This is a genomic window from Tissierella pigra, assembly GCF_018917845.1.
GTDB lineage: Bacteria > Bacillota > Clostridia > Tissierellales > Tissierellaceae > Tissierella > Tissierella pigra.
In genome coordinates, this window is record NZ_JAHLPJ010000001.1 from 2,364,913 (window position 1) to 2,391,160 (window position 26,248).

Here is a 26,248-nt window from a genome sequence, read left to right on the forward strand (position 1 = left end):
TCTACCCTCCTATACCTTTTCTTTTATAGTCTTTCCCAAAAGTCCATTAGGCTTAATTAGTAAAACTATAATTAATATTGAAAAGGCAACGGCATCTTTAAATACTGAACCACCATAAGCAGATACAAGAGTTTCTGTCATTCCTAAGAAAAATCCTCCAAATACTGCTCCAGGAATAATTCCAATTCCTCCTAATACTGCTGCAACAAAGGCCTTTAATCCTGGGACTACTCCCATTAGAGGATTTATAGTATTATAGTATACTCCTACAAGAACTCCAGCTGCCCCTGCTAAAGAAGAACCAATGGCAAAAGTATAAGATATAGTCTTGTTCACATCTACTCCCATAAGTTCTGCTGCATTTTTGTCTAATGATACTGCTCTCATGGCTTTTCCTACCTTAGTTTTATGAACTACATATTGAAGTCCTGCCATCAATAAAATAGTAATTAAAATAATATAAATATTCTTCAAATCTATTATAATTTTTCCATTAAATAATGTAAGTATTTTACTCTGCAATACCTCTGGAAATGTTCTTGTATCAGGCTTTACAAAGTATACCATAGTATATTCTAAAAATAATGATACTGATATAGCAGTAATAAGAGCTGCAATTCTTGTGGAATTTCTTATGGGCTTATATGCCACTTTTTCTATTATCATACCTAGAATACTGCAAACTAACATTGATATTAGCAATGATGGAAAAAATCCTAGTCCTAGAAAGGTAGTTAAAGCAAATCCCACATAGGCTCCTATCATATAAATATCTCCATGGGCAAAGTTAATTAAATTTATGATTCCATATACCATGGTGTACCCTAAAGCTATTAAAGCATATATGCTTCCAAGGGATATTCCATTTATTAATTGCTGTAATAATTGTTCCATTTTTTAACTTCCTTTCTATAAATTTTTATGAACAATGTCTTTAAAATAATGTTCTTAAAGACATTGTTCAATTTATATTATTTTGGATCCAATTTCTTTAAGAATGTTGGAACTCCATCTTTCATCTCTATTATGGTTACAGATTTTACTGGGTTATGGTTTTCATCTATTGAGACTGTTCCTGTTACACCTTTAAAATCTTTAGTTGAAGCAAAGGCATCTTTTAGTTTCTCAGAATTTACTTCTCCTGCTCTTTCTAAAGCATCTTTGAAGAAATAGCCTAAGTCATATCCTAAAGCGTTGAAAGCATCAGCTTCTTTACCATATCTTGCCTTAAAATCTTCTTTAAATTTAACTACTTCTTCTGCATCATCCATTGGAGAGTAGTGGCTTGAATAATATACATCATTTAAAACACCTTTTCCTGCAATTTCAGTTAATTTTGGAGACTCATATCCATCAGCACCAAGGATTGGTACATCTAATCCTAATTCTCTTGCCTGCCTAACAATTAGACCAACTTCTTCATAGTATCCAGGAACAAATAGCACTTCTGGATTCAGCCCTTTAAGGCTTGTTAATACTGCTTTAAAATCTGTATCTTTGGCTTGGTAGGCTTCTTCCGATAAAATTTTTCCTCCTTGACTTGTAAAAGTTTCTTTAAAAGCCTTTGAAAGTCCTTTGGCATAATCAGATGTACTGTCAGCTAATATTGCTGCATTTTTAAAGTTTAAATCATTTAAAGCAAATTCTGCCATCATAACTCCTTGGAAGGAATCACTAAAACAAGTTTTAAATATATATTCTCTCACATTTCCATTGCTATCAACAGTGACATCATCTGCTGTAGCTGAAGCAGATACTAGAGGGATTTTATTTTGTGTAGCCGCTGGTATGGCAGCTTTTGTATTTCCTGATGTGGCAGGTCCAAGTAATGCAACAACCTTATCTCTAGTTGCTAATCTTGTGGAAACATTAGCTGATTCTGTGTCTTCTGATTTATTGTCAACTTTTATAGGTTGTATTTGTTTTCCAAATACTCCTCCATTTTTATTTATTTCTTCAATGGCTAATAATACTCCATCACTTAAACTTTGACCATAGGTAGCAACATCTCCTGATAGTTCATAGTTTACTCCAACTTTTATTGTATCTCCATTATCTTGATTTCCTGTAGTTTTTGCTGTGCATCCTGATATAAGACTTAATATAAGCACTAATGATAATGCTCCTAATAATTTTTTATTCATTTAAGACACCTCTCCAATATTATTTTTTATAAAAATGATCCTAAAAAAGCCTCTACATGTATATCAAATACACGTAGAGGCCATTAAGCGTTACCACTCCACTTTATAATTATCTCACGATAATTAACTTATTAGGTTCTATCAAACCCTGATTTTATAACGGAATCTCCCGATAAGACCTACTTTATTTTCAGTCTTATAACTCTAAAGTGATTGTTCCCTATTTTACCAATACTGGTTCTCAGCTAGTCCAGTTCTCTGTAATCAGTTTCTTAAATAGTTCACTCTTTATCTTAGTCTTTATATTTAATTAAATTACTCGATTGCAATCGAAATTATATTTAAAAACTACTATAGCACCATAAAGCAACAGTGTCAATAGTTTTTTTGAAAATGTTTTTTAACAAGGCTTCAATTAACTAAATTTTCAGCCTTATTTTCAAACCTTGATATTTTATTTTTTATTTGATATTATTAAATAAAAGAATACCCTTAGGAGGTTTGTTTATGAAGGAAAAAGTTCTTAGTGTATTATCGATTTTCACGGCTTTTGGTGCAGCCTTTTGCTGAAGTGGTGGATTAATATTAGCCTCCTTAGGTCTAGGGACAATAAGTACAGCATATTTATCCAACCTTACGAAATATAAACCTGCTTTAGTAATAACAACTGCAACTTTAATATATTGGTCCTATAGCATAATTGAAAAAAGAAATTCTAGCAAAGGAACCAAAATATTATTTTGGATTTCTGCTATAATTTCAATTTTAATTTTATATTATCCTGTAATTTTAAGATTTTTTTAAATTATTAAAAACTTAAAATCTCTTTATAATACCTATAACTATACTATACTCAAATACAGTTACTATAATACAAAGCATAATAAAAAATCCTAATTTAATCTCTCCGCCTCTATCTTTCCAATATTCTCCCCTAAATAAAGATATAATATCTGGAGTAAGTGAGTATCCCACAGATTTATTAAAATCATCTTTATCTATAAAAATAAGATTAAATAAGAACTTGTAAATTGTAAAAATATTTATTATTATTAAAGCTATTATAACAATGGTCTCCATGCTCTCCCTCCTTTTATTTATATTCCAATCTCTTTATAAGAATATATCTTTTTCTATATAGTTAATATATTCCATATAAAAGTTCTAAATCCTTTTTTAATATAAAAAAGAAAACACTCTTAATTGTACCTCATTCATACAATTAAGAGTGCTTTGTACATGACCAATTACTCTTCCTCTACCATTTTCCAGTTATGGTATACTTCTTGAACATCGTCGTTATCTTCAAGCATATCTATTAATTTTTCCATATTTTTTATATCATCTGTACTAGTTAATTCTATTGTATTTTGTGGAATGTAAGTAAGTTCTGCCATGGCGAAAGTATATCCTTTTTCAGATAAACCGTCCCTTACACCATTAAAATCTTCTGGAGCTGTTATTATTTCAAATCCTTCATCTTCTGCTGCAAAATCTTCAGCACCTAAATCTATTGCAAGCATAGTTAGCTCATCTTCATCTATGGAGTCAGTTCTTTCTATGGCAATCATTCCTTTTCTGTCGAACATAAATGTAACGCACCCTGATTGACCCATATTTCCACCACATTTGTCAAAAGCATGGCGTACATCTGGTGCAGTTCTATTTCTATTGTCTGTTAAGCAAGTTGCAAATACTGCTATCCCTCCTGGACCATATCCTTCATAGATAATTTCTTCAAAGTTATCTGCTCCTAGTTCACCTGAACCTTTTTTAATAGCTCTTTCTATATTATCATTTGGCATATTTTCTGCCTTTGCTTTTTCTATAGCCGCTTTTAATGCTGGGTTATAGTCTGGGTCAGCTCCACCTTCTTTTGCTGCAACCATAATATATCTACCTAATTTTGTAAAGACTTTAGCTCTTTTAGCATCTTCTTTACCTTTTTTATTTTTAATATTATTCCACTTTGAATGTCCTGCCATTCATTTTCACTCCCTTTATAGTATTGCCTTATTTATTTTAGCATAATATTATATTTATTGCATTACATTTGTTTAAATTTAAATATTGGTGGATAAATCCTTTTATGTTCACTAATAGCATTCATTCTTTCTATCTTTTCTACTATTTCTTTAGGTCCTTCACCAGTCTTTATATAATTATCTAGTACATCATAGGAAAATCCCATTTCCTTCTCATCTGTCTGATCTTCCCATAGTCCTGCTGTAGGTGGTTTTTCTATTATTATATCAGGGATGTCTAGACTTCTAGCCAACTCTCTGATTTCTGATTTTACAAAGGAAGCTAATGGAAGTAAGTCTACTCCACTATCCCCATGTTTAGTAAAGTATCCTACTGTATACTCAGATTTATTACTTGAACCTATTACTAAATAATTATTATTTTGGGCAAAGTAATATAGAGTAGTCATTCTAAGTCTTGGTTTTAAATTAGATATGGCCATTTTGTTCTTATTTTCTACCTTTATAGAATCTGTTAATACATCAAAAGAATTAGATAAATCTACTTTTTCAGTGTGTAAATTTAATTTTTCTGCTACTAATATACCATGTTCTTCATCTATTGGGTCACTATGGCATGGCATAATAACTCCTAGAGAATTATTGGGAAATGCCTTTTTAGCAAGACCTGCCATTACTGCTGAATCTATTCCACCACTTAAACCAAAAACTAATCCCTCTGCCTTTGCTTCTTGAACCTTTTCTTGTAACCATCTTACTATTTCATCTACAACTAAGTTTACATTTTCCATATTTCCCCTCCAACTTTTTTCACTTTTGTTTATATGTATATCTTCTCTATAATTGGTAAGATTAATCATAATGATTATAACATAAAGGAGTATTTTATGGAAAAAAATAAAGTTAAATTATTATCCATAGGTTTAATTACTGGATTAGTTAATGGTTTATTTGGCTCAGGAGGCGGAACTTTAGTTGTACCTTTTTTAGTATTTTTGCTACATATAGATGACCATAAAGCCCATGCTACAGCAATATCTATAATTTTGCCTTTATCCATTATAAGTACCATTATATATTTTGTGAAAGGTTCTATAAATTTTAAAGTTGCTCTTCCTGTAGTTTTGGGAGGAGTAATAGGTTCTTATATTGGAGCAAAAGTTTTAAATAAAATCCCCGTTAATATACTTAGAAAAATATTCGGTAGTGTTATTATATATACTGCCATAAGGATGATTTGGAAATGATTCTAACTTTAATTGGCTTTTTATCTGGAATAATCAGTGGAATGGGTATAGGTGGAGGTACTATTCTTATTCCTTCTTTAGTAATATTTTATGGCATTAAGCAACAAGAAGCTCAAGGCGTAAATTTAATGGTTTTTATTCCTGTGGCTACAGTGGCTTTAATAACTCATTATAAAAAAGGAAATCTAGATTTTTCTATTGCAAAATTGATTATAGTTGGAGGAATAGTTGGTGCTATTATAGGCTCTTTCATAGCTGTTAAAATTGACCCTCTTAAGTTAAGAAAATATTTTGGTATATTCTTACTCCTTATAGGTTTTTATGAATTAATAAAAAAGAAAGAATAGGCAATATTTACCCATTCTTTCTTAACTCTTTGTACACACAATCATCATATAATATTTTAAATCCTAATTCCTTAGCCTTTTCTATAACTTCATCGTTATACGTTCCAGGCTGAAACCATATATATTCAATATCTGCTTCTTTCGCTTCATCTAGTGTAGAAATAGCAATCTTCGGAGGTACAACCATATCAAGAACTTCTATTTTCTTTGGTAAATCTTTAACTGAATGGTATATCTTATCTCCTTCTATTTCATCATAATTCGGATTTATTCCATAGGTTTCATAATTATTTTCTTTCAATATCTTCCATATTTTATAACCAAATTTATCTTTCTTTGCTGTAACACCTGCTACTGCCCAAGTTTTCTTTTGCAGCATTTCTTCTTTATTTTTTAACATGTTTTCCACATTATCACCTCTGTATAATTATACCCTGATTATCTTTTATTAACTCAGTTTAGTTTAACTTTTTACCATCTTTAATAGGAATATATTCTTTGTCTAATTCTTCGAATATAGCAGTACCATTTGTTAAATCTGTTATTATATTATAAAAGTTTTCTTTATCCGTGTCTTCTATGTAGACAAATATATTGACACCATCATCAAAATCAGAACCATCAACTATATGACCTTCATTCATAAGGTAGTTTTCCATTTTTCCATATAGAGTATAGTCAATTCTTATTTTTATCTTAGTATAAAGAACCATATCAACTATTATCCCAGCATCAAGTCCGATTTTAGCCCCCTTTGTATATGCTCTAATCAGACCTCCTGCTCCCAGTTTAATACCACCAAAATATCTAGTCACTACTACTACTACATTTCTTAAATCTTCCTTCTTTATTACTTCTAAAACTGGTATACCGGCAGTTCCTGATGGCTCCCCATCATCACTAAATCTTTGAATATTACTATCCTTTCCTAGAACATAAGCATATACATTGTGAGTTGCATCTCTGTGTTTTGTTCTTATTTTTTCTATGAAGTCCAGTGCTTCTTCTTCAGTTTCTATAGGCGTAGCATATCCAATAAATCTTGATTTATTAATTATAGTTTCATCTTCACCATAATTATTTATAGTCTTGTAAGTATTATTCATACAACCTCCTTTTATCTAAATGATATACCCCTTATATTTCTCTCTATCAATTTGATTAATAGTTAGTTCTAATTTTGTCCCATCTTCAATATATTCCAAATTATCAATTTCATAATTTTGACAAAAATAATTTACTATCCCTTGCTTATCATATGGTATTTTTAAAGTCACTTTTTTATATTGCTGAGGTAATGAGTCTTCAATATTCTTCAGTAGGTTTTCTATATTCTCTCCAGTTTTGGCTGAGATAAATATTTTTTCATTAACATAGTTTCTATCATAAAATAAATTGTGTATATCTGTTTTATCCATTTTATTAAACACAGTTATCATGGGTTTATCCAATGCTTCTAAATCCTTCAATATATTATAAGTAGTTTGAATTTGTATGTCTAAGTCTTTATTTGAAGCATCTACAACATGAAGCAACAAATCTGCATATTTAACTTCTTCTAAGGTACCTTTAAAAGCTTCTATTAATCTCGTAGGAAGTTTTGATACAAATCCTACTGTATCTGTTAGTAAAAATACCTGCCCATTAGGCAATTTCCCACGTCTTAAGGATGTATCTAATGTAGCAAATAACATATCCTTTACAAATACTTCCTTAGACTCCGTATATTCATCATTGAATTCTATTAATTTATTCAATAAAGTTGACTTACCAGCATTAGTATAACCTACTAATGCAACTATTGGAAGGCTGGAGCCTTCTCTTTTCTTTCTTTTTATATCCCTATTTTTTTCTACTTCCTTTAGTTGTTTCTCTATATTGTCAACTTCTCTTAATATATGTCTTCTATCTGTCTCTAATTTTTGTTCTCCCGGTCCTCTAGTTCCAATACCTCCCCCTTCTCTAGACAAATAGTCCCTAAATCCTATTAATCTAGGGAGTCTATATTTTAATTGAGCTAGTTTTACTTGTAGCTTTCCTTCTTTAGAGTTTGCCCTATTTGCAAATATATCCAATATTAAATTGGTTCTATCTACAATTTTTTTATCTATAATCTTTTCCAAGTTTCTTAATTGTGCTCCTGACAATTCATCATTAAAAACAACAGTTGAAATATCCAATTCCTCACAATAATTTTTAATTTCTTCTGCCTTTCCTTTTCCTATAAAATAGGCAGGATTTATACTTTCCTTTCTTTGTATTACTCTAGTAACTACTACTCCATCTGCGGCCTTCACTAATTCTTCTAATTCATCTAAAGATGTTTCTATGTCTATTTCATCTTTATCTAGCTCTACACCAATTATCAAAACTCTTTCCATATTTGTTGTTTCTTGATTCAATTTATCAACTCCCACCATGAATCTTAAATACTTTTTAATATTATTATACCATTATTTTGAAAACTTATCTAATTATCTCTAAAGAATCTTCCTTTGGAATAGAGATATATTGCTCTGGTACATCTCCTACTATAACTGTTTCTGCAATAGGTATATTTGTAGTTATCCTCAAAGTCTCTGAAGTCAATGGAATAATCATTCTTATATCTGTCATTACAATTAAATATATCCTATGACGAGTTTGATTTATTCCTGCTTCTTCAAATTCTGTAGCGAAATCTACATTAACAGAGCCTTGAGGCTGTATTTCTAATTTTATACTTGGAAGACGTATCATTTGCCTATTGAAGGCATTTCTGATGGGAACATCTACTTTACTTGTAGATAGTTTTCCTAATTGTTCTTGAACCTCCAATGCCACATCTGCAGCTATGGTATTCATCATCATCATATTCGCTTGAACCAATGTTGCTCTCCCATTATTATCGTATTTTATAATTATTAGGTCATCATAGGCAATATTATTCTTTATTCTTGATTTTATTGTATCGTTTATTGTCTTTGTAGTTACTGCTTTTGCCTGTACTTCTGATAATGCTATTAATGTAGGCTTAATATTATTGTCTATATAAAAGTACATATATACTATTAATAGAACAAAAGCAATCAGAAAAATTATAAGTTTCTTTTCTTTCCATCTATGTATGGTTCTCCCCATTATTCTTTTCATTCATATCACCCCTTATAATAATATATGACTTGAATTAATATTGTTGTTACTTTCGTCACCATATTGTAATAATTATTTAAACCATAGAAATATTAACATTATTATATTTCTATGGTATAATTAATTAGTTCAAGCCTTTTCTTAACTAAGGAGGTAATTTAATGGATAATAATGATAAACAAAAGAAAAAATCATCCACTAAAAAAACTATTTTTAAATCTTTAAAGATATTTTTAATTGTACTTATAGCCTTAACAGTTATAGCTGGTGGTGCTGTCATAGGGGTAGTACTTTCTATTTTAAAAGACGCACCAGATATAGACCCAACGAAGATTAATGCTTCGTTAGATCTTACCTCAACTATTTATGATTCTTCCGGCAATCTTATAGAAAAAATTCAAGCACCAGAGTTTAGAACTATAGTAAAAGTAAATCAAATGCCTGAATATCTTAAAGATGCCTTTATCTCAATAGAAGATGAAAGATTTATAAAGCATGTTGGTGTAGACCCTAAGGGTATAATTTCTGCTGTCATGGATAATTTAAAGGCTGGCTCAACTGTAAGAGGCGCTAGTACTATTACTCAGCAGTTAGCTAGAAATGTTTACTTGACTTTAGAAAAATCTTGGGACAGAAAAATTAAAGAGGCTTATCTTGCTCTACAAATTGAAAAGGTTTTAACAAAAGATCAAATACTTGAAGCATATTTAAATAGAGTAAATTTAGGTCAAGGTGCTTATGGAGTTCAAGAAGCTTCACAAACATATTTCTCTAAAAATGTAGAAGACCTTACTCTTGCAGAATCCGCTTTATTTGCAGGTATTGTAAAATCTCCAACTAGGTATGCTCCTTATCACACCATAAGACCTGAAAACTTTGATCCAAATAAACATCACGAAGTTGGAAGAGTTGAAATACTAGGAGAAAAGTATATAACAGTTTATAATGAAGAGGCAGTTAAAAGACAAAAGATTATACTTAAAAAAATGTTGGAATTAGAAAAAATTAGTGAATCTGAATATCAAAGTGCTTTAAATGAGAATATTAAAGAAAACTTGAAACCTGGACAAAAGAAAATAGAAGGTATTTCTTCTTATTTTACAGACTATGTAAAAACACAAACTGTAAATGCACTTATGGAAAGATTCGGATACACTAAGGAACAAGCTCAAGATCAACTATTTACAGGTGGATTAAAAATTTATGCTACTATAGATGTAAAACTTCAAAGAGAGCTTGAAAGCATTTATAATAATTTTACTGAAATTCTAGTAGGAAATCCTAGTAAAATCAAAGGACCTATATTAGTTGACTGGAGATTAAATAAAGCAAAAGATGTTATTGATGATAAAGGAAATATAATCTTTTATCAGCAAAACAACTTGTTTAATGAAGGATTTGAATTAATATTAGAAAAGGGAACATACGAACTAAGAGATAATAATTTATATATTAAAAATAAGAAACTTACTCCTTATCAAAAACATATAGATATATCTGATTACTATACTATAGATGACAGGAAAAACTTAGTAACTCATACAGTCGGTTCTATTATCATACCTGAAGGTCAGTTTAGTATATCTGACAATAAAGAAGTAAAAATAAGTCAAACTTATTTAAATGATACTAAAGATTTTTATAGAATTGATGATAAGGGAAATTTATTGATTAGTGAAAAATACTTTTTCAGATCTAAAGATGGAATTGTACAGCCTCAAGCCGCTACTGTTCTCCTTGACTATAGAACAGGACATATTAAAGCCCTTGTAGGTGGTAGAGATGTTAAAGGTACTAGTATATTAAATAGAGCCACTGCTTCTCAAAGGCAGCCTGGTTCCGCTATGAAGCCTATAGCTGCTTATTTACCAGCATTGGACAATGGCTATACAGCTGCATCCCCTATAGACGACATTCCTTTTTACGCTAATGGAAAATTATGGCCTAGAAACTGGAATCGAGTATATAAAGGCATTAATACCTTGAGATATTCTGTAGAGCAATCAGTAAACGTAAGCTCTGTTAAAACTGTGGAATATATTGGAATTCAAACTTCCATGTCTTATTTGGAAAAGCTGGGTATTATAAGTAAAACTCACCCAGAAAGTGATAGCTTTGTTACAGCTAAAGAGAATAGTGCTACTAATGATGAAAACTTATCTGCCTTAGGATTAGGTGGTATGACTAAGGGTGTAACTCCTCTAGAACTTACTGCAGCCTATGGAGCCATAGCAAATGATGGTGTTTATATAGAACCCATAGCCTTCACTAAAATAGAAGATAAAAACGGAAATATATTAATTGACAATACACCAAAGGAAAATGTAGTTGTTTCTCCTCAAATTGCATATATAATGGGAGATATACTAAGAACAACTGTATCTAATGGTATAGCTGGAAGAGCAAAATTATCTAATATGGCTGTAGCTGGTAAAACAGGTACAACAACAGATCAAGCTGATATTTGGTTTGTTGGATATACTCCCTACTATGTTTCAGCTACATGGATAGGAAACGATTCTCCTAAAATTACTCTTACACAAAGCAGTCGTGCCGCTACACAATTATGGCAGCATATAATGACAAAAATGCACGAAGGTTTAGAAGGTAAAACTTCTTTTAATAAGCCTAATAATATAGTTAGTGTCAATGTATGTACAATATCTGGAAAACTTCCTACAGAGCTTTGTACCCGTGACCCAAGGGGTAGTACTGTTAGAAGTGAAATCTTTGCCAAAGGTACCGAACCTACTGAGTACTGTAATGCACATGTGGAATTAACTATAGATAGTTCTACTGGCAAGATTGCTAATGTATATTGCCCAGAGGAAAATCAAGTTACTAAAGTGTTTGTTGAACGTATGCCACCATATTCTCCAGCACAACATAACGGAATAGTTCCATCTGATTATCAATATACTGCACCAACAGAAGTTTGTGATGAACATGATTTGAATAGTGTAATAGAATCACCTCCCGAGGAAGATGATGCTCTTCCGCCATTCCCAGGATGGGGAGATGAGGATGATCAAGATAATGAAGATGATTATGAAGATGAAGATGATTATAATGACGAAAACTAAGGTTAATCCTTAGTTTTTCGTTTTTGGCTTAAATACTAATGCCATTATATAACCAAACAATATGGCAGCAGCTATTCCACCTGCTGCAGCAGTTATTCCTCCTGTAAAGGCACCTATTATTCCATTTTTCTTTACACCTTCTATTGCTCCTTCTGCTAAAGCATTTCCAAATCCAACTATGGGAACAGTAGCTCCTGCTCCAGCGAATTTAACAATAGGTTTGTATAATCCCAAACCACCTAATATAACTCCTGCCGTTACAAATGATACCAATATATGTGCTGGAGTTAATTTTGTATTATCTAATATAATCTGCCCTACTACACATATTAAACCACCTACTATAAACGCTTTAATATATTCCATTTAATCACTCCTAGTCTTTATTTACATCTATAGTAATTGCATGAGCTATTCCTGGAATAGACTCACCTTGTTGATTCATAGTGGGAGAATGAAGTGCCCCTGTTGCCATAACAAGTACTCGGCTAAACTTACCTTTCATCATTTCCTTATAAATATATCCATTTAATACAACTGCTGCACACCCACATCCAGATCCTCCTGCATGAGTATCTTGTTGAATGTCAAATACTTCTACCCCACAATCTGTATATATATCTGTTAAATCATATCCTTCTTTCTTCATCAATTCCAGAACTATTGCCTTTCCTACTTTACCCAAGTCTCCAGACACTATTAAATCATAATCCTTTGGTGAATATCCCGTATCTTTAAAATGAGTAAGTAAAGTATCTATAGCTGCTGGTGCCATGGCAGCCCCCATGTTATCTGCTTCCTTTACACCCATATCAATGATTTTTCCTGTAGTAGCATAAGTTATATAGGGTCCATTACCATTTGCCGATAATACCGTGGCACCAGAACCTGTTACTGTCCACTGTGCTGAGAATTTTCTCTGATTTCCATACTCTAAAGGAAATCTAAATTGTCTCTCTGCTGAACTAAAATGGCTAGATGTGGCACATACTAAATTGTCAGCAAAACCACCGTCTATTAGCATTGCTCCAAGAGATAAAGATTCAGTCATAGTGGAACAAGCCCCAAATAACCCATAATACGGTATGCTTAAAGACCTAGCAGAATATGTGGATGATACTATTTGATTTAATAAATCTCCAGCTAACAAATAATCCATATCCTGATTTGTCAATTTCCCATTTGAAATAGCAGCCTTTATAGCTTCTTCTTGTATTTTTGCTTCAGATTTTTCAAATGATTCCTGTCCCCACATATCATCTTCTAAAATCATGTCAAAATAATCTTTGAGCGGTCCTTCACCTTCTTTTGGTCCTACTATTGTATAGGTACTTATTATTGAAGGTGGATTTTGAAATTTTACTGTTTGTGAACCAATTCTTTTTATTGCCATAAGTTATCTTCCCCTCGTAAATAATAAATGTAGTATTCCAACTACTATAGAACTTCCTACTCCATAAACTAATACTGGTCCTGCTATTGTAAACAGCTTTGCTGCTACACCAAATATTAAACCCTCTGTTTTAAACTCCATAGCAGGAGATACTATTGCATTGGCAAATCCTGTAATGGGAACTGCCGCTCCCGCTCCTCCAACTTTTCCAATTTTATCATATACTCCAAGCCCTGTTAAAAATGAACCTATGAAAACCATTATAATAGCTGTTCCCGAAGCAACAGATTTTTCATCTAATCCATTTTTAGTTAACCACGCTCGCACCATCTGTCCCACTGTACATATTGCTCCTCCTACTAAAAAAGCTAATATTATATTTTTAAGATAAGTTGGTTTCGGTATCTTTTTTTCTGCATACTTTTGATAATCTTTTTTGTTCATATTTTCCATTTAATTCATCTCCTATTTAAGAAATAACCAAAATATTAAGGCTCCTACTACCTTTCCACCTAATAAGGCCCATACTGTATATTTCAAATTATCTTTTATTTTGATTTTTTTAGACAATACTGGAATTACATTCAGCACTTCTGCTAAAGAAGAGGATAATAGTCCAATGAATATTCCGTATACTAGTCCAATTGGTGCAACTACAAATTTAGGTAAGCTTAAATTGAAATTTGAGAAATAGATTATTATAGATCCAATAAATGAAACTATAATTATATTTTGATATAGATTAATCCGTTTCCACGTTTCTGTAATTTGCACTAATCTAGGTACAATTTTCAGTATAGTAAGAAAAGCTGTTATTGCACCACCAACTGTTATTCCGCCACCAAAGGCAATTAATATCAAGGCTAATAATCTAAAAAACATATTACACCTCTTTTGCTAACTCTTTTTTTTCTTTACATTGTTCAATATATCCTTTTCTAAATCTTCATCATATAATAATAATTCAATTTCCATAGGCCCAGGCTCCTGTTGCCTTCTTTTACTAGAGCTAAAAACTCTAGAAAAAAATGTAATTACTCCAATTCCAATACCAAAACAATAGGGAATTACCATTAGTAAAGGATTATCCTTTTCTTCTCCAGTAAAAGTATAGTATAATTCTTTCATGGATTTTCTAGTATTTACATCTTCATGGAAGTTAATTATGGCTAGACTAGCTCCAAAAAATAAAACAATACATACTGCGACCACTTTAATAAATTCCCAAAAAGGTCTTTCTTTACCCCTAGATTTATATTCTATTAAGGTCTCTACTTCACCTAATAAATCTAGGTCAATATTGGGATATTTACTTAATACCTTTTCTACTACATCTTTAGCAGTTATGTAATCCCAATCTTCTTCCACGTTCTTTTTCTTTAATCTAAGAATTTCAATATCTTTTTTTATACTAGTATTTTCGCTATATACCTCTGCTATATCTTCTAATAATAAATCTTTCTCTGGATCAATAGTTGCTTTTTTACTGATAATTATATATACTTTTTCTTTATCCATTTACTTCACCTAATTCTATTATATTTAGTACAAAATTAGCTCTTTTAGGTGCTTCCTTATTAGCTGTTTGTTCTTTATACCAAATAACTCCTCCTATGATTACTAATACTATCATTAACAAAGTAATGAACTTTTTATAGGTAAATCTATACATTAATATAATCACCTCACTGAAATTATTATTTACCATATTTGTTTTTTCATACAGAAACTTATTTAGTAGGAAAAATTTACAAATTCTTAATTTATATGAACTAATGAATGAAAGGCAAAAACATATAAAAAAGTTGCTCTTATAAGAGCAACTTTTTTATACAAAAAATCATATATCATGCCTTTGCCAAATTTTTTCTCATTTCCTCTATGATTTTTTTCTCTATTCTTGAAACTTGTACTTGAGATATACCTAATTGGTTTGCTACCTCAGTTTGAGTTTGATCTTTAAAATATCTCAAGATAATGACTTGTCTATCTCTAGGTTTTAGTCTTTCTAGCATTTCCTTTAAAACTATATTATCTACTATATCTCTATTTTCCTCTGGTTCATTGCTAATTTTATCAATTAAATATAATGGAGAGCCATCATTTTGATGTACAACATCATAAAGATAGTCCGGATGATATGATGCTTCCAATGCCATTACTATATCTTCCTTAGGTATTTGAATTTCATCGGAAATCTCTTGGATTGTAGGTTCCCTTCCTAACTCCATAAGTAACTTTTCTTCTGCACTTTTTGCCCTTGCTGCTGTTTGCTTTAAAGATCTGCTTACTTTTACCAATCCATCATCTCTTAAAAATCTTTTTATTTCCCCCATTATCATTGGTACTGCATAGGTGGAGAATCTAACATCAAAGGAAATATCAAACTTATCAATAGCTTTTAGGAGTCCAATACTTCCTATTTGAAACAAATCATCTACATCATATCCCCTGTTCATAAAACCCCTTAATACAGACCTAATCAATCCTAAATTATAGGATACTAATGTATCCTTAGCTTCCATACTACCTTCTTGAGCTTTCTTAATGAGCTCCATGGTTTCTTCATGGGATAATAAGGCCTTAGTTTCACCACTAGTATTCATAGTATCTACTCCTTATCTGGAAGGATTTGAAATCTCTTAGTCATCTTTACTTTTGTTCCTTGTCCTTTGATACTTTCTACTTGAAGGCTATCCATAAAAGTTTCCATAACTGTAAATCCCATACCTGATCTTTCCATATTAGGTTTAGATGTATAAAAAGGTTCCCTTGCCTTAACTATATCTGGTATTCCCATTCCTTTATCTTCAACTATTATCTCTATTTCGTTATCTTCAATTTTTGATTCAACTATTACTAATCCTTGTCCATATTCATATCCATGTATAATAGCATTTGTTACAGCCTCAGATACAGCAGTCTTAATGTCTGATAATTCTTCTAATGTAGGATCTAATTGAGATGCAAAAGCTGCCACTACAACCCTTGCAAATGATTCATTATTAGATTTACTTAGAAACTCCAATTTCATATAATTCTTTTCCACTTTCTTCATCTCCTTTATAAGTTTTCAGCAGCTTTTTCAATTGTTGGATAAACATTAATTATTTTAAGGAGTCCAGACATTTTCAACATCTTTTCTACATAGGAATTATCACTTACTATTGCCATACCTCCAGCCTTTTCTATACAGTTTCTATATCTTCCCATAATAAGTCCGATTCCTGAGCTGTCCATAAAAGTCAACCCTCTTAAATCCAATATTATATTTTTAAGCCTTAGATCATTATACTTTTGGTCTATTTTTTCCCTTACACTTTCTGTGGTGTGATGATCCAATTCCCCTTTAAACTGTACCAATAAATTATTGTTATGTTCTTCTACTGATAGATACAAAATACCCCCTCCTGTCTTTTCTTCTGTATTTATATATATTCTATATAGGCATTCAAATCTCCTTCAAAGAATATTGACTATTTTTGTATTAAAATGAAAAAAAGAGTCAATATTGACTCTTTTTTTTCGATTTATATCTACATTTTTTTACAAGCATCAACTACATGGGATAATAATATAGATGTAGTCACCGAACCAACACCACCTGGAACTGGTGTTATCATAGATACCATTTCAGATACCTCTGGATAATTAATATCTCCACTTAGTTTTCCTTCACTATCTAAACTAACTCCAACATCTATACATACTGATTTTTCATTAAAATATTTCTTATCAAAGAATTTTGCCTTTCCTAAAGCAGTTACTACTATATCTGCCTTACTTGTTATTTCATGTAAGTCTTTAGTTCTAGAATGACAAATAGTTACAGTTGCATTTTTTTCAAGTAACATCATTACTAAAGGTTTACCAAGTACCATAGATCTATTAACTACTACCACATTTTTTCCTTCCAATGGAACTTCATTATATAATAACACTTCCAAAGCCGCTTTTGCAGTACAAGGTCCAAACCCTGTCATGTCTCCTTCAAATATCTTTGCTAAATTTATTGGGTGCATACAGTCCACATCTTTAGCAGGTGACAAAGCTTCTCTTATCTTTGTCTCATCAATATGTTTAGGTAGAGGTCTAAATAAAAGAACTCCAGATACGGAATTATCTTTATTTAGCTCTTCCATTAAAGCTACTAATTCTTCAGTTGTCATATCAGTATTTCTTTCAAAAACTTTAGATTGTATACCTATGGTATCACAATTTTTGATTATACTTTTTTCATAGGAAATATCATCTGGATTATTTCCTAATCTTACAATACCTAGTGTAGGCACTTTACCTATCTTAGCCAGTTCTTCAATGTCTTTTTTCATCTTTTCCTTGATTCCAGCTGCAACAACGTTACCTTTTAAAATCTCTGCCACTTCACAACACCTCTTTCATCTATTATCTATAAAAATTGTAGTAATAATTCAAATTATAACATATCAGGTTTTAAATTCAAGAATACCTTCAAAAATGACTTAAGTTTTAAATGCTTTTCATTAATTTATCTTCATTTTTTTATATTTCTTTTTAACTTTACATCTGGTTCGGCTGGAATACCAAACAATGGTATAAATCTATCCCAGCCAGTTAAAGTTAATAATAATATTGAACCTACGGCTACAAATGCCATAAAGTTATATTTAATTAAGTCAAACTCCATAAATTCATGAATCGGATATATGGCTGAAGCAATTCCTGTAAAAAATGCAATATATACGTGCCATGGAATAAGCTGTGAACCAAATACCCCTAAGGCATCAGAGAAAGTAGCATTTCTTAGGCGAAGTTTATACATATCCTCTTCGCTTGCTTCCACATTTTCATCAGTCAATTCTTTTATAATAGGTCCAATAGTTACTATTTGAGCCATTTCATCTGCTAAAGCTGCATTACCTAATATGGATAAAATGCCATTTGCAAACATTAATTGTCTTACATTCCTTACTAGCCTTGAAACTAAATCTGATATAGGTTTAAATGCATTCATCTTGTTCATTATTCCACCAAAAGCTCCTACCCACATCATCATAACTATTACCCATGAACCCGCTTCTGCAAATCCTGATTCCAACATTCCTAAGAATTGGGTAGTATTTTCAACTGTACCTGCAGCCATACCAAATATATAGGAAGAAATCAGTCCCAGTCCTAAGCAAGCCAAAGTAGGAATCCCCTTTATGGCAGCTATTAAAACAAGTACTAGAGGTACAACCATATAAAATGGTACTCCTTCTTTTACTTGATTAAGCAAATCTACTGCCGCTGGGTTTTCTTCAGATAATGCAGTCCATACACTTTCTGGAATTTGATTTATTGCATCGACTGCACTACCAACTTCACCTGGTAATCCTAAACTTGCCACAACAAATAAAATTGCTGCTACAATTAAACATAGACCAGACCAGACACCTTGATGCCTAATTCTATGGATAACTTCTACTTCTTGAATTCCTGAACTAACTACAGTAGTATCTGATATAAGTCCTATATTATCTCCAAAACAAGCTCCACCTGCTATTGCTCCAACAGTGATAATCACATCTCCCTGTACTATATGGCTTAGCCATAAGAAAATAGGTGCGCAAGCTGCAAAAGTTCCCCATGATGTTCCAGTTGCAATTGATAGTATTGCTGAAACAATAAATGCTATTACTGCAACAGTCTTTCCTGTAATTCCTAATCCTAATGCCATATTAATAATTGCTGCTCCAACTCCAGTTGACATAAATGCTTCTGCCATGGCATAGGCAAGCATAAGAATAAAAAAGACCAACTGCATTTCCTTAACATTATCCACTGCTGCATCTACGATTTCATTTAGTTTGTATTTTTCTGTTACGGCAGCAATTATCGCTGCATAAACAGTTGCAATAGGTGCTATAACCAAAATGTCTAAACTAATCCCTAAAAAATCTAACACCTCAATATTGCTCACCATCATAAGTCCAGCTAGTAAAAATATTGGCGAAAACTTTAGCAATGCAATCATTTTTCCATCCCCTTTTAAAATATTTTATTAAAATTTAACTAGAGTATAACATATCAACCTACTGTAAACAAGAATATTCTAACAATTCCCTTCATAAGTTCAGTTAATAAAAAAATACATCAAAAATCACTACAATTTTCAATGTATTTTTTTCAATTAATTATTTATAATTCTTCTAGCCGTTACATACCTTTGCTTATAATAAGCTTCATCTAAAGATGATACCATAACTTCTCTTCTGCCAGAAGATGCGTGTATCATATTGTTATCCCCAATATATACTCCTACATGACCTATTCCTTTTCCAGATGTTCTAAAGAATACTAAATCACCTGGTACAAGCTCTTCTCGCTTTATTTCCACCCCATCAGATACTTGAGAACTAGAAGATCTATTAAGTTTTATTCCTAATGTATTTAAATAAATAGAATATGTAAGCCCAGAACAGTCATATCCTCTTTTCCCAGTGTCTCCTGCTACATAAGGTTTTCCTAATTCTGCATAAGCAGCTTGAACTATTTTAGTGACAGAAGATCCTCTTCTGGATATATTTCCTCTTGTTGCTCTTTCTTTTTGTCTTCTCAAGTCAATATAGCTCTCTTTAGCCTTAAACTCATTTCCTTCTTCATCTACAATAGTATAAATATTATCTTTAAAATCTTTTATAGCAACTGTTTCGCCTTTTATCAAAGTATAAAATAAATCATTATCTGTTAGTACCTTATCTACTTTTGAAACTCCGTAAGAAGTATTTTCCTCTACAATTGCCTCTAAATCTGATAATTTTACATAACCATCAATGCCATCCTCTGTATTAAATAATCCATAGTAGTCATCCTCAAATTTAAGAATTTGCAGAATCTCTTCTTCTCTCAAAACTCTAATAGGCTTTGCTTCTGGCTTGTCCAGAATGTATGTATCAACTTTCACTCTATACTTCTGTGAAGTTTTATTAGTTCTTATTGTTTCATTCCTTGCTATTTCATATATTTCATCTTCTTTTTCTCCAATAATAGTTACTTTTTCTTCATTAAATGCAACTTGAGTAGCGTCATCTATACTAATATATTCCTTAACAAATATCCCAGTATCTTTAAATCCAATTAAACCAATGAGACATATCCCTGCAATTGTTACTGGTAGCTTGTGTTTTCTATTATTCAATATGAACACTCCCTATATTAGATTTCAAATATAAGATTATTATATTATATTATATTAGATGATGCAACTCAATTATTACAAAATTATTACAATTTTTCTTAATTTATTTAAACGGCTCAATATGAACCATACAATGTTTAATATCAGCAATATCTTTTTCTAATTTGTCATGAACTTTTTCAGAAATTTCATGGCCTTTTTCAACAGTAATATTAGAGTCCACAAAAATTTCTATATCAACATAAATTTTATTTCCAAACATTCTAGTTTTTAATTCTTTCACTCCTCTAACACCCTCTGTGGATTCGGTCTTTTTCTTAATAGTTTCTATGATTTCCTCACTGGCAGATTCGTCTACTAACTCTTTAATAGATTTTATATATAAATCAATTCCTACTTTTATTACAAAGCAAGATACTATTATTCCTGCAATAGGGTCTAAAGCTGGAAAACCTAATCTAGCTCCAAGTACACCTGCAAATGTACCAACGGAAGAAAAAGCATCTGATCTATGATGCCAAGCATCAGCCTCCATAGATATACTTTTTATTTTCTTAGCTACTTTAATAGTATACCAATACATACCTTCTTTAACTATAATAGATAAAAAAGCAACTATAAGTGCAATTATCTTTGGAGTCCTAATTTCACCACTAATTAAAATTTTAATAGATTCATAGCCTATAAATACACCTGTTAATAATAGTAATATACTTAAAAGTTTTGCAAATACAGATTCATATTTCTCATGTCCGTAGGGATGACCTTTATCAGCTTCCTTAGAAGATATTTTTAACCCTAACAAAACTACAAAAGTAGTCAAAATATCAGATAAAGTATGTACTCCATCTGCAATCATAGCACTACTAACTCCTGCTATCCCTGCTATAATTTTAAAAACTGCCAAAATAATATTAACTATAATTGTTATCCAAGAAGTTTTGACACCTAGTTTATAATTTTCCATATGCTTCATACCTTTCATATTTTATTATTGATAATGATAATACCATTGTACACATATTCCTTAGGTATTTCAATAGGTTTTCGAAGATAGAACTTATTATCAACTGATAATAAATTCAAATAGAACATATAACTCTTACTATTACTTATTTTATTCATGAACCAGGATTTTATTTCTAAACTGTATAATTTAAAATAATTTATTTTTTACTTGCAATTATTAAAATTATATGCTAATATAATAATTGTAAGAAAACTTAATAAGCGAATGAAGATTATTGGAAATATCTAATTAGATAACCGTAGGAGCAAAGAATAATTATATCACTAAACTTATTCTGAAACTCTCAGGTTCTTAACAATAGTCAGACGCGTTCCCTGGAGAGACTTGTTAAATCAAGCATCGAAGAAGCAATTCATATATGTATATTATGAGGAAACTTTCAGATACAAGGACAGGGAGATAATGTGATATGTTTTATATATGTCATTTTATCTCTCTGTCTTTTTATCTTTTTTGTAAATAGCTTATTTTCTCCTTATTGAGGAGTTGTTAAGTATATATTAATTTTATGACACGCACACACAAATGAAGCCATGATAATATCATGGCTTCATTTGTGTGTTATTTATTATTCTATGGTCTTCTTCATTAAATTCAAAGTATTTTCCTATAATTTTGTCTATATCTTTTTCTAAATCCCATATCTTCTCTTGAGTTTCCATATTATCTTTGCTTTTTAGTTTCATTATTTCTTTGACCTTTATACTTATATCTTCTATTATTTCCTCGGTAATTATTTTTAAATCCATTATGGAGTTAGGATAATAATCATAAATTCCTTTTCCCATTTTTTTTGCAAATAATTTAAAATAAAATTCATATATATTAGAATTAAGTAATCCAACTAAATACTCAAGAGTTATTTTATTTTTATATTCATCTTTAATAATTAAAGAGTATATATCTGCACTATAATATAGATTATTATAGTCTATAGCAAATCTATTGTTTCTAGATTTATATGGAAATATTATCTTAGGCTGTTCAAATAAATTACTATCTCTACCCCATTGTAATTCATACCATTTTCTGTTTCCGGTTTTATATTCCCTTCTATTTTTCAATCTTTCTTTATGGACTTTAATAAATTCTATACTATTAGGATAAGTCTTTTCTTTCTTTATTAAATCAGAGTAAATTAAAAACAGGTCATTATCTAAAATATTATATCTCTCTATATTACTATTTTTTATCCATTTTTTAAGTAAGTCTTTTTCTATATTATTTAATAGTACCTCTTCCCTATTTAACACAAATGCTTTATCACATCCAGTTATGATCCCTTGAAAAGAAGTTGCTATATCTCCCAATCTATATCTAGTCTTTCTTTCTATTTTTTTATATATATTTAAGCTTTCTCTAGATACCAACATCCATCTATTTAATTCCAAATTATCCTGTTCTACTTGAAAGCTATTAAATAAATTTGAATCTATTTCTAATCTCAAATTCTTTAAATCACTAAATTTATATTTATCATCAATTAATTTATGTACTGTTATGTTATTACCTATGGATTTATATTTTTCAAATAAATATATGGCAGTTGCAACTTTAATATCTTTAAAAATTTCAGCTCCATAGAAATCTACTATTTCAACAATATTTGCATTTTCCCTTAAATATAATCTTAGCTCTCTCCCTGTAGGACTTTCCATAAAATATCTAGAAGTTATTATTCCAGATATTCCTGTGGAACTTAAAATTTCTAGTATTCTCTGAAAAAAACAAAAGGAAATATCTGATTTATCTTTAAATACATCCTTATATTCTTCTAATAACCATTTTTTATATCCTACACTTAACTGCTTATGTCCAATATATGGTGGATTACCTATGGAAATATCATATTTTTTACTCCAGAATTCCTTTAGTTTGTTATAATCCTCTGAATCCATAACATTGTTTTCCCACCTTACTAAGCTATCACATTCTACAATATTTAAATCTATTTTATAATTTACCTTTTCTTTAGATAGCAAAGCCAATTTAGTTAAATAAACAGCTACCTTATCTTTATCAGCGCCATAGATACAGTGTTTTAGTATATGATAGTGGATGTTTTCTTTCTTCCAATAGTCTATTCCTCTTATTTTTATCCTTTTCTCATCTTTCTCTATGATATAGTTATGATTTCCATACTTATGCCTTATTTTCTCTAGATTTAATAAAAATTTCTCTTTTAAAATATCATAGGATGCAGTCAAAAAATATCCTGCACCACAAGAAATATCAATTATTCTAGTATATGGGTTGTCTATCACATTTACTTTACCAATTGTATTTTCCAATATATATTTAATAATAAAATTAGGTGTATAATATTGCCCTATTGATTTTCTAATTTCGTTATCTGTATTTTGTTGATAAATTTCACCTAATATGTTATCTTCCATATTCCACCTCGAGATCTAATCAAATATATTTTCATTAATACCATATTACCATATATTTAGATAAGTTTCATATAATAAAAGCATCCATATGGATGCTTTTATTATATGACTAGTTTTCCATCTAATATAACATTTTTAATATTTATATCTCTGCCAAAAATAATTAAATCTGCTTTTTTACCTATTTCTATACTTCCTAATTTATCATCTAATTTTACAGTTTTTGCAGCGTTTAAACTAGCCATTTTTACTACTTCATAAATAGGAATGTTTAAAAAATTTACCATATTGTATACAGCCTTTTGCATATTAAGAGTAGATCCTGCTAAGCTTCCTGATTCTAGCCTTGCTGCTCCTTTTGAAACATTAACCTTTTGCCCGCCTAGTTCGTATTCTCCATCTTCAAGTCCAGCTGCCCTCATGGCATCTGAAACCAATACTATTTTATCATACCCTTTCATTTTTAAAGCAATATTTACAGCTCCATCGTGTAAATGGATTCTGTCATAGATTATCTCACAATATACTCTATCATCTTCAAGGGAAGCTCCTATGACTCCAGGCTCCCTATGATTAAAAGTTCTCATGCCATTGTATAAATGAGTAGCCACAGTTACTCCACAGGCTATGCCCTTTTTAGTCTCTTCAAAGGTTGCATTTGTATGAGCCATGGCTATTGTTATATTTCTTGCTTTTAAATATTTTATTATATCTAATGCACCTTCCAACTCTGGAGCTATAGATACCATTTTCATTTTATCCTTTGCCATATCTACTATGGATTTTATCTTATCTAAATCTGGAGTTTTAATATGTTCCTCTGGTTGAGCACCTTTTTTTCCTAAATCAAAAAATGGCCCTTCTAAGTGCACACCTATAATCCGGGATATATTATGTTTATTTTTATAATTATTTATATTTTCTATTGCATTCATTATATTATCATAGGAGGAAGTAATTACAGTACCTAAATAAGATGTTACGCCATTAGAAATATGATATTTCCCAATTTCATCTAAGGCTTCCTCACTACTATCCATTATATCAAAGCCTTTGTTTCCATGGTTATGAATATCTATAAATCCTGGACTAAGATAATTTCCATCTCCATCAATTGTTTCATATTCTCCCATCCTAAACTTTTCTTCCAAATCTATATCTACTATTTGTCCATTTTCTACTAAAACTCCATATCCCTTTAAAACTTCATAAGGAGTAATAATATCTACGTTTTTTATTAACATAAACTCGCCTCCATATAATCCTAAATAATTACCTCTAATATAACTCTTTACCTCTTTTATCTAAACTTAATCATATATCTATGTAAATTTAGATAAAAAATGCCTATAACCAATTTAGCCATAAGCATTTTAACTTGTATTTTGTATAATTATATTTTTATTTTTTCAATTTTTATCATATTGATTAACTTATCCACATTATCTAAGTCTACTTTACCAGTTTCCAACTCCATGGCATTTGCAGTTCCACAAGCAGAAGATAATCTTAACATACTTTCGAAATCATATCCTCTTAATAAGGATACTGCAAATCCTGCAACCATAGAATCTCCAGAGCCTACAGTATTCATAACCGCCACCTTGGGAATATCTACTCTATACATATATTCATTATTAAATACCAATGCTCCCTTATCTCCTAATGATATACATATTACTTCTATGCCATTTTCAATAAAACCCTTTACACCTCTAATAATATCTTCTTCAGAGTTTATATTTCTGCCTATGAGTTTACTTAGCTCTTCTTTATTAGGTTTTATCAAATATGGTCTTTCGATTATACCTTTTGTTAAAGGCTTACCACTGGTATCTAAAATAAACTTTTTCTCTTTTTTATTGGCTCTTTTTATTAGTTCATTATATATATCTACTGGTAATCCATCAGGCAAACTTCCAGATGCACATATTATATTACATTTATCCAATAGACTATCATATAGCTGGTAGAACTTATTTAATTCTTCTTCATCTATAGTGGGACCAGATTCAAGTATTTCTGTATTACTTCCATCACTTGATGCTATATTAATACAAGACCTAGTCTCTCCATTAATAAATATAAAATCATTTTCTATATTCATTTTAGCCAGTTTATCTATTATATATGTTCCATTTCTGCCACCTAAAAATCCTGTAGCTAAAACTGGATCTCCAAAGGTATTTATTACCTTAGTCACATTGATACCTTTTCCACCAGCTGTATATTGATATTCATTAGTTCTAAATATCTTTCCTTTTTCAAAATCTTTTACATCATATCTTCTATCAATAGAAGGATTTAAAGTAATAGTTAAAATCAACTATAT

28 protein-coding genes and 1 riboswitch are annotated in these 26,248 nt (G+C 30.6%); of the genes, 3 read left to right on the forward strand and 25 right to left on the reverse strand.

Annotation, left to right across the window (positions count from 1 at the left end; genetic code table 11):
- Nucleotides 1-9: 9 nt before the first annotated feature.
- The 5 genes from KQI41_RS11545 to nadE form a co-directional block, all read right to left on the reverse strand.
- Nucleotides 10-894 carry a branched-chain amino acid ABC transporter permease gene (locus tag KQI41_RS11545; protein ID WP_154442591.1) on the reverse strand — a complete coding sequence of 295 codons (885 nt, stop codon included), beginning with the start codon at nt 892-894 and terminating at the stop codon, nt 10-12.
- Between the two features lie 77 nt (nt 895-971).
- Nucleotides 972-2,144, reverse strand: a complete 1,173-nt coding sequence (locus KQI41_RS11550) for an ABC transporter substrate-binding protein (protein ID WP_154442589.1) — start codon at nt 2,142-2,144, stop codon at nt 972-974.
- Between the two features lie 816 nt (nt 2,145-2,960).
- Nucleotides 2,961-3,224, reverse strand: coding sequence for a hypothetical protein (locus KQI41_RS11555; RefSeq protein ID WP_154442587.1), 264 nt, complete (start codon nt 3,222-3,224; stop codon nt 2,961-2,963).
- Nucleotides 3,225-3,391: 167 nt separating this feature from the next.
- Entirely contained in the window at nt 3,392-4,129 is a 738-nt protein-coding gene (locus tag KQI41_RS11560; protein ID WP_216585336.1) for a YebC/PmpR family DNA-binding transcriptional regulator, read from the reverse strand.
- Between the two features lie 62 nt (nt 4,130-4,191).
- On the reverse strand, nt 4,192-4,920 hold the full coding sequence (nadE, locus tag KQI41_RS11565; RefSeq protein ID WP_154440202.1) for an NAD(+) synthase: 729 nt from the start codon (nt 4,918-4,920) through the stop codon (nt 4,192-4,194).
- Between the two features lie 33 nt (nt 4,921-4,953).
- Here nadE and KQI41_RS11570 point away from each other — a divergent pair, with 33 nt between their 5' ends.
- Together KQI41_RS11570 and KQI41_RS11575 are read left to right on the forward strand one after the other, a co-directional pair.
- Entirely contained in the window at nt 4,954-5,376 is a 423-nt protein-coding gene (locus KQI41_RS11570) for a sulfite exporter TauE/SafE family protein (protein ID WP_216585337.1), read from the forward strand.
- Nucleotides 5,373-5,723: a sulfite exporter TauE/SafE family protein gene (locus KQI41_RS11575; RefSeq protein ID WP_154440198.1), complete on the forward strand. Its 351-nt coding sequence runs from the start codon at nt 5,373-5,375 to the stop codon at nt 5,721-5,723. Before KQI41_RS11570 ends, KQI41_RS11575 begins: the two co-directional genes overlap by 4 nt.
- A gap of 7 nt (nt 5,724-5,730) precedes the next feature.
- Here KQI41_RS11575 and KQI41_RS11580 read toward each other — a convergent pair whose 3' ends face one another.
- From KQI41_RS11580 to yunB, 4 genes are all read right to left on the reverse strand, one after another.
- Nucleotides 5,731-6,123 carry a CoA-binding protein gene (locus tag KQI41_RS11580; protein WP_154440246.1) on the reverse strand — a complete coding sequence of 131 codons (393 nt, stop codon included), beginning with the start codon at nt 6,121-6,123 and terminating at the stop codon, nt 5,731-5,733.
- Between the two features lie 58 nt (nt 6,124-6,181).
- Nucleotides 6,182-6,829, reverse strand: a complete 648-nt coding sequence (locus KQI41_RS11585) for a YigZ family protein (RefSeq protein ID WP_154440196.1) — start codon at nt 6,827-6,829, stop codon at nt 6,182-6,184.
- Between the two features lie 15 nt (nt 6,830-6,844).
- On the reverse strand, nt 6,845-8,104 hold the full coding sequence (hflX, locus tag KQI41_RS11590; protein ID WP_412034782.1) for a GTPase HflX: 1,260 nt from the start codon (nt 8,102-8,104) through the stop codon (nt 6,845-6,847).
- Nucleotides 8,105-8,189: 85 nt separating this feature from the next.
- The gene (gene yunB / locus KQI41_RS11595) at nt 8,190-8,855 is read right to left on the reverse strand and encodes a sporulation protein YunB (RefSeq protein ID WP_229768560.1); all 666 of its coding nucleotides are present in this window, start codon (nt 8,853-8,855) and stop codon (nt 8,190-8,192) included.
- A gap of 161 nt (nt 8,856-9,016) precedes the next feature.
- Between yunB and KQI41_RS11600 the strand changes: the two genes are divergently transcribed.
- Nucleotides 9,017-11,938: a penicillin-binding protein 1A gene (locus KQI41_RS11600; protein WP_154440192.1), complete on the forward strand. Its 2,922-nt coding sequence runs from the start codon at nt 9,017-9,019 to the stop codon at nt 11,936-11,938.
- A gap of 9 nt (nt 11,939-11,947) precedes the next feature.
- On the opposite strand, the gene spoVAE is transcribed toward KQI41_RS11600, so the two are convergent.
- The 16 genes from spoVAE to pfkB all read right to left on the reverse strand — a co-directional run bounded on the left by spoVAE (nt 11,948) and on the right by pfkB (nt 26,242).
- Nucleotides 11,948-12,304 carry a stage V sporulation protein AE gene (gene spoVAE / locus KQI41_RS11605; protein ID WP_154440190.1) on the reverse strand — a complete coding sequence of 119 codons (357 nt, stop codon included), beginning with the start codon at nt 12,302-12,304 and terminating at the stop codon, nt 11,948-11,950.
- A 10-nt stretch (nt 12,305-12,314) separates the two neighbouring features.
- Nucleotides 12,315-13,331 carry a stage V sporulation protein AD gene (gene spoVAD / locus KQI41_RS11610; RefSeq protein ID WP_154440189.1) on the reverse strand — a complete coding sequence of 339 codons (1,017 nt, stop codon included), beginning with the start codon at nt 13,329-13,331 and terminating at the stop codon, nt 12,315-12,317.
- A gap of 3 nt (nt 13,332-13,334) precedes the next feature.
- Nucleotides 13,335-13,784, reverse strand: a complete 450-nt coding sequence (gene spoVAC / locus KQI41_RS11615) for a stage V sporulation protein AC (protein WP_154440188.1) — start codon at nt 13,782-13,784, stop codon at nt 13,335-13,337.
- Nucleotides 13,785-13,796: 12 nt separating this feature from the next.
- Nucleotides 13,797-14,213 carry a stage V sporulation protein AB gene (locus tag KQI41_RS11620; RefSeq protein WP_154440187.1) on the reverse strand — a complete coding sequence of 139 codons (417 nt, stop codon included), beginning with the start codon at nt 14,211-14,213 and terminating at the stop codon, nt 13,797-13,799.
- A gap of 15 nt (nt 14,214-14,228) precedes the next feature.
- Nucleotides 14,229-14,849 (reverse strand): stage V sporulation protein AA, encoded by a 621-nt coding sequence (locus KQI41_RS11625; RefSeq protein ID WP_154440186.1) that lies wholly within the window; start codon nt 14,847-14,849, stop codon nt 14,229-14,231.
- Entirely contained in the window at nt 14,842-15,003 is a 162-nt protein-coding gene (locus tag KQI41_RS11630; RefSeq protein ID WP_154440185.1) for a hypothetical protein, read from the reverse strand. Before KQI41_RS11630 ends, KQI41_RS11625 begins: the two co-directional genes overlap by 8 nt.
- A gap of 175 nt (nt 15,004-15,178) precedes the next feature.
- Nucleotides 15,179-15,937, reverse strand: coding sequence for an RNA polymerase sporulation sigma factor SigF (gene sigF, locus KQI41_RS11635; protein ID WP_154440184.1), 759 nt, complete (start codon nt 15,935-15,937; stop codon nt 15,179-15,181).
- 5 nt (nt 15,938-15,942) lie between these two features.
- Nucleotides 15,943-16,380: an anti-sigma F factor gene (gene spoIIAB, locus KQI41_RS11640; RefSeq protein ID WP_342366195.1), complete on the reverse strand. Its 438-nt coding sequence runs from the start codon at nt 16,378-16,380 to the stop codon at nt 15,943-15,945.
- 14 nt (nt 16,381-16,394) lie between these two features.
- Nucleotides 16,395-16,730, reverse strand: coding sequence for an anti-sigma F factor antagonist (spoIIAA, locus tag KQI41_RS11645; RefSeq protein WP_154440182.1), 336 nt, complete (start codon nt 16,728-16,730; stop codon nt 16,395-16,397).
- Between the two features lie 137 nt (nt 16,731-16,867).
- Nucleotides 16,868-17,713: a bifunctional 5,10-methylenetetrahydrofolate dehydrogenase/5,10-methenyltetrahydrofolate cyclohydrolase gene (locus KQI41_RS19305; protein ID WP_216585338.1), complete on the reverse strand. Its 846-nt coding sequence runs from the start codon at nt 17,711-17,713 to the stop codon at nt 16,868-16,870.
- A 131-nt stretch (nt 17,714-17,844) separates the two neighbouring features.
- Nucleotides 17,845-19,326 (reverse strand): Na+/H+ antiporter NhaC family protein, encoded by a 1,482-nt coding sequence (locus tag KQI41_RS11655; protein ID WP_216585339.1) that lies wholly within the window; start codon nt 19,324-19,326, stop codon nt 17,845-17,847.
- Nucleotides 19,327-19,482: 156 nt separating this feature from the next.
- Nucleotides 19,483-20,490, reverse strand: coding sequence for a C40 family peptidase (locus tag KQI41_RS11660; RefSeq protein WP_216585340.1), 1,008 nt, complete (start codon nt 20,488-20,490; stop codon nt 19,483-19,485).
- A gap of 103 nt (nt 20,491-20,593) precedes the next feature.
- Nucleotides 20,594-21,457, reverse strand: a complete 864-nt coding sequence (locus KQI41_RS11665) for a cation diffusion facilitator family transporter (RefSeq protein ID WP_216585341.1) — start codon at nt 21,455-21,457, stop codon at nt 20,594-20,596.
- A 367-nt stretch (nt 21,458-21,824) separates the two neighbouring features.
- A riboswitch (glycine riboswitch) is annotated at nt 21,825-21,925 on the forward strand.
- A gap of 137 nt (nt 21,926-22,062) precedes the next feature.
- Complete coding sequence (locus KQI41_RS11670; protein ID WP_216585342.1) at nt 22,063-23,916, reverse strand: Eco57I restriction-modification methylase domain-containing protein; 1,854 nt, start codon at nt 23,914-23,916, stop codon at nt 22,063-22,065.
- Between the two features lie 101 nt (nt 23,917-24,017).
- Nucleotides 24,018-25,160 carry an N-acetylglucosamine-6-phosphate deacetylase gene (nagA, locus tag KQI41_RS11675; RefSeq protein ID WP_216585343.1) on the reverse strand — a complete coding sequence of 381 codons (1,143 nt, stop codon included), beginning with the start codon at nt 25,158-25,160 and terminating at the stop codon, nt 24,018-24,020.
- A 149-nt stretch (nt 25,161-25,309) separates the two neighbouring features.
- The gene (gene pfkB, locus KQI41_RS11680) at nt 25,310-26,242 is read right to left on the reverse strand and encodes a 1-phosphofructokinase (protein ID WP_216585344.1); all 933 of its coding nucleotides are present in this window, start codon (nt 26,240-26,242) and stop codon (nt 25,310-25,312) included.
- Nucleotides 26,243-26,248: the final 6 nt, after the last annotated feature.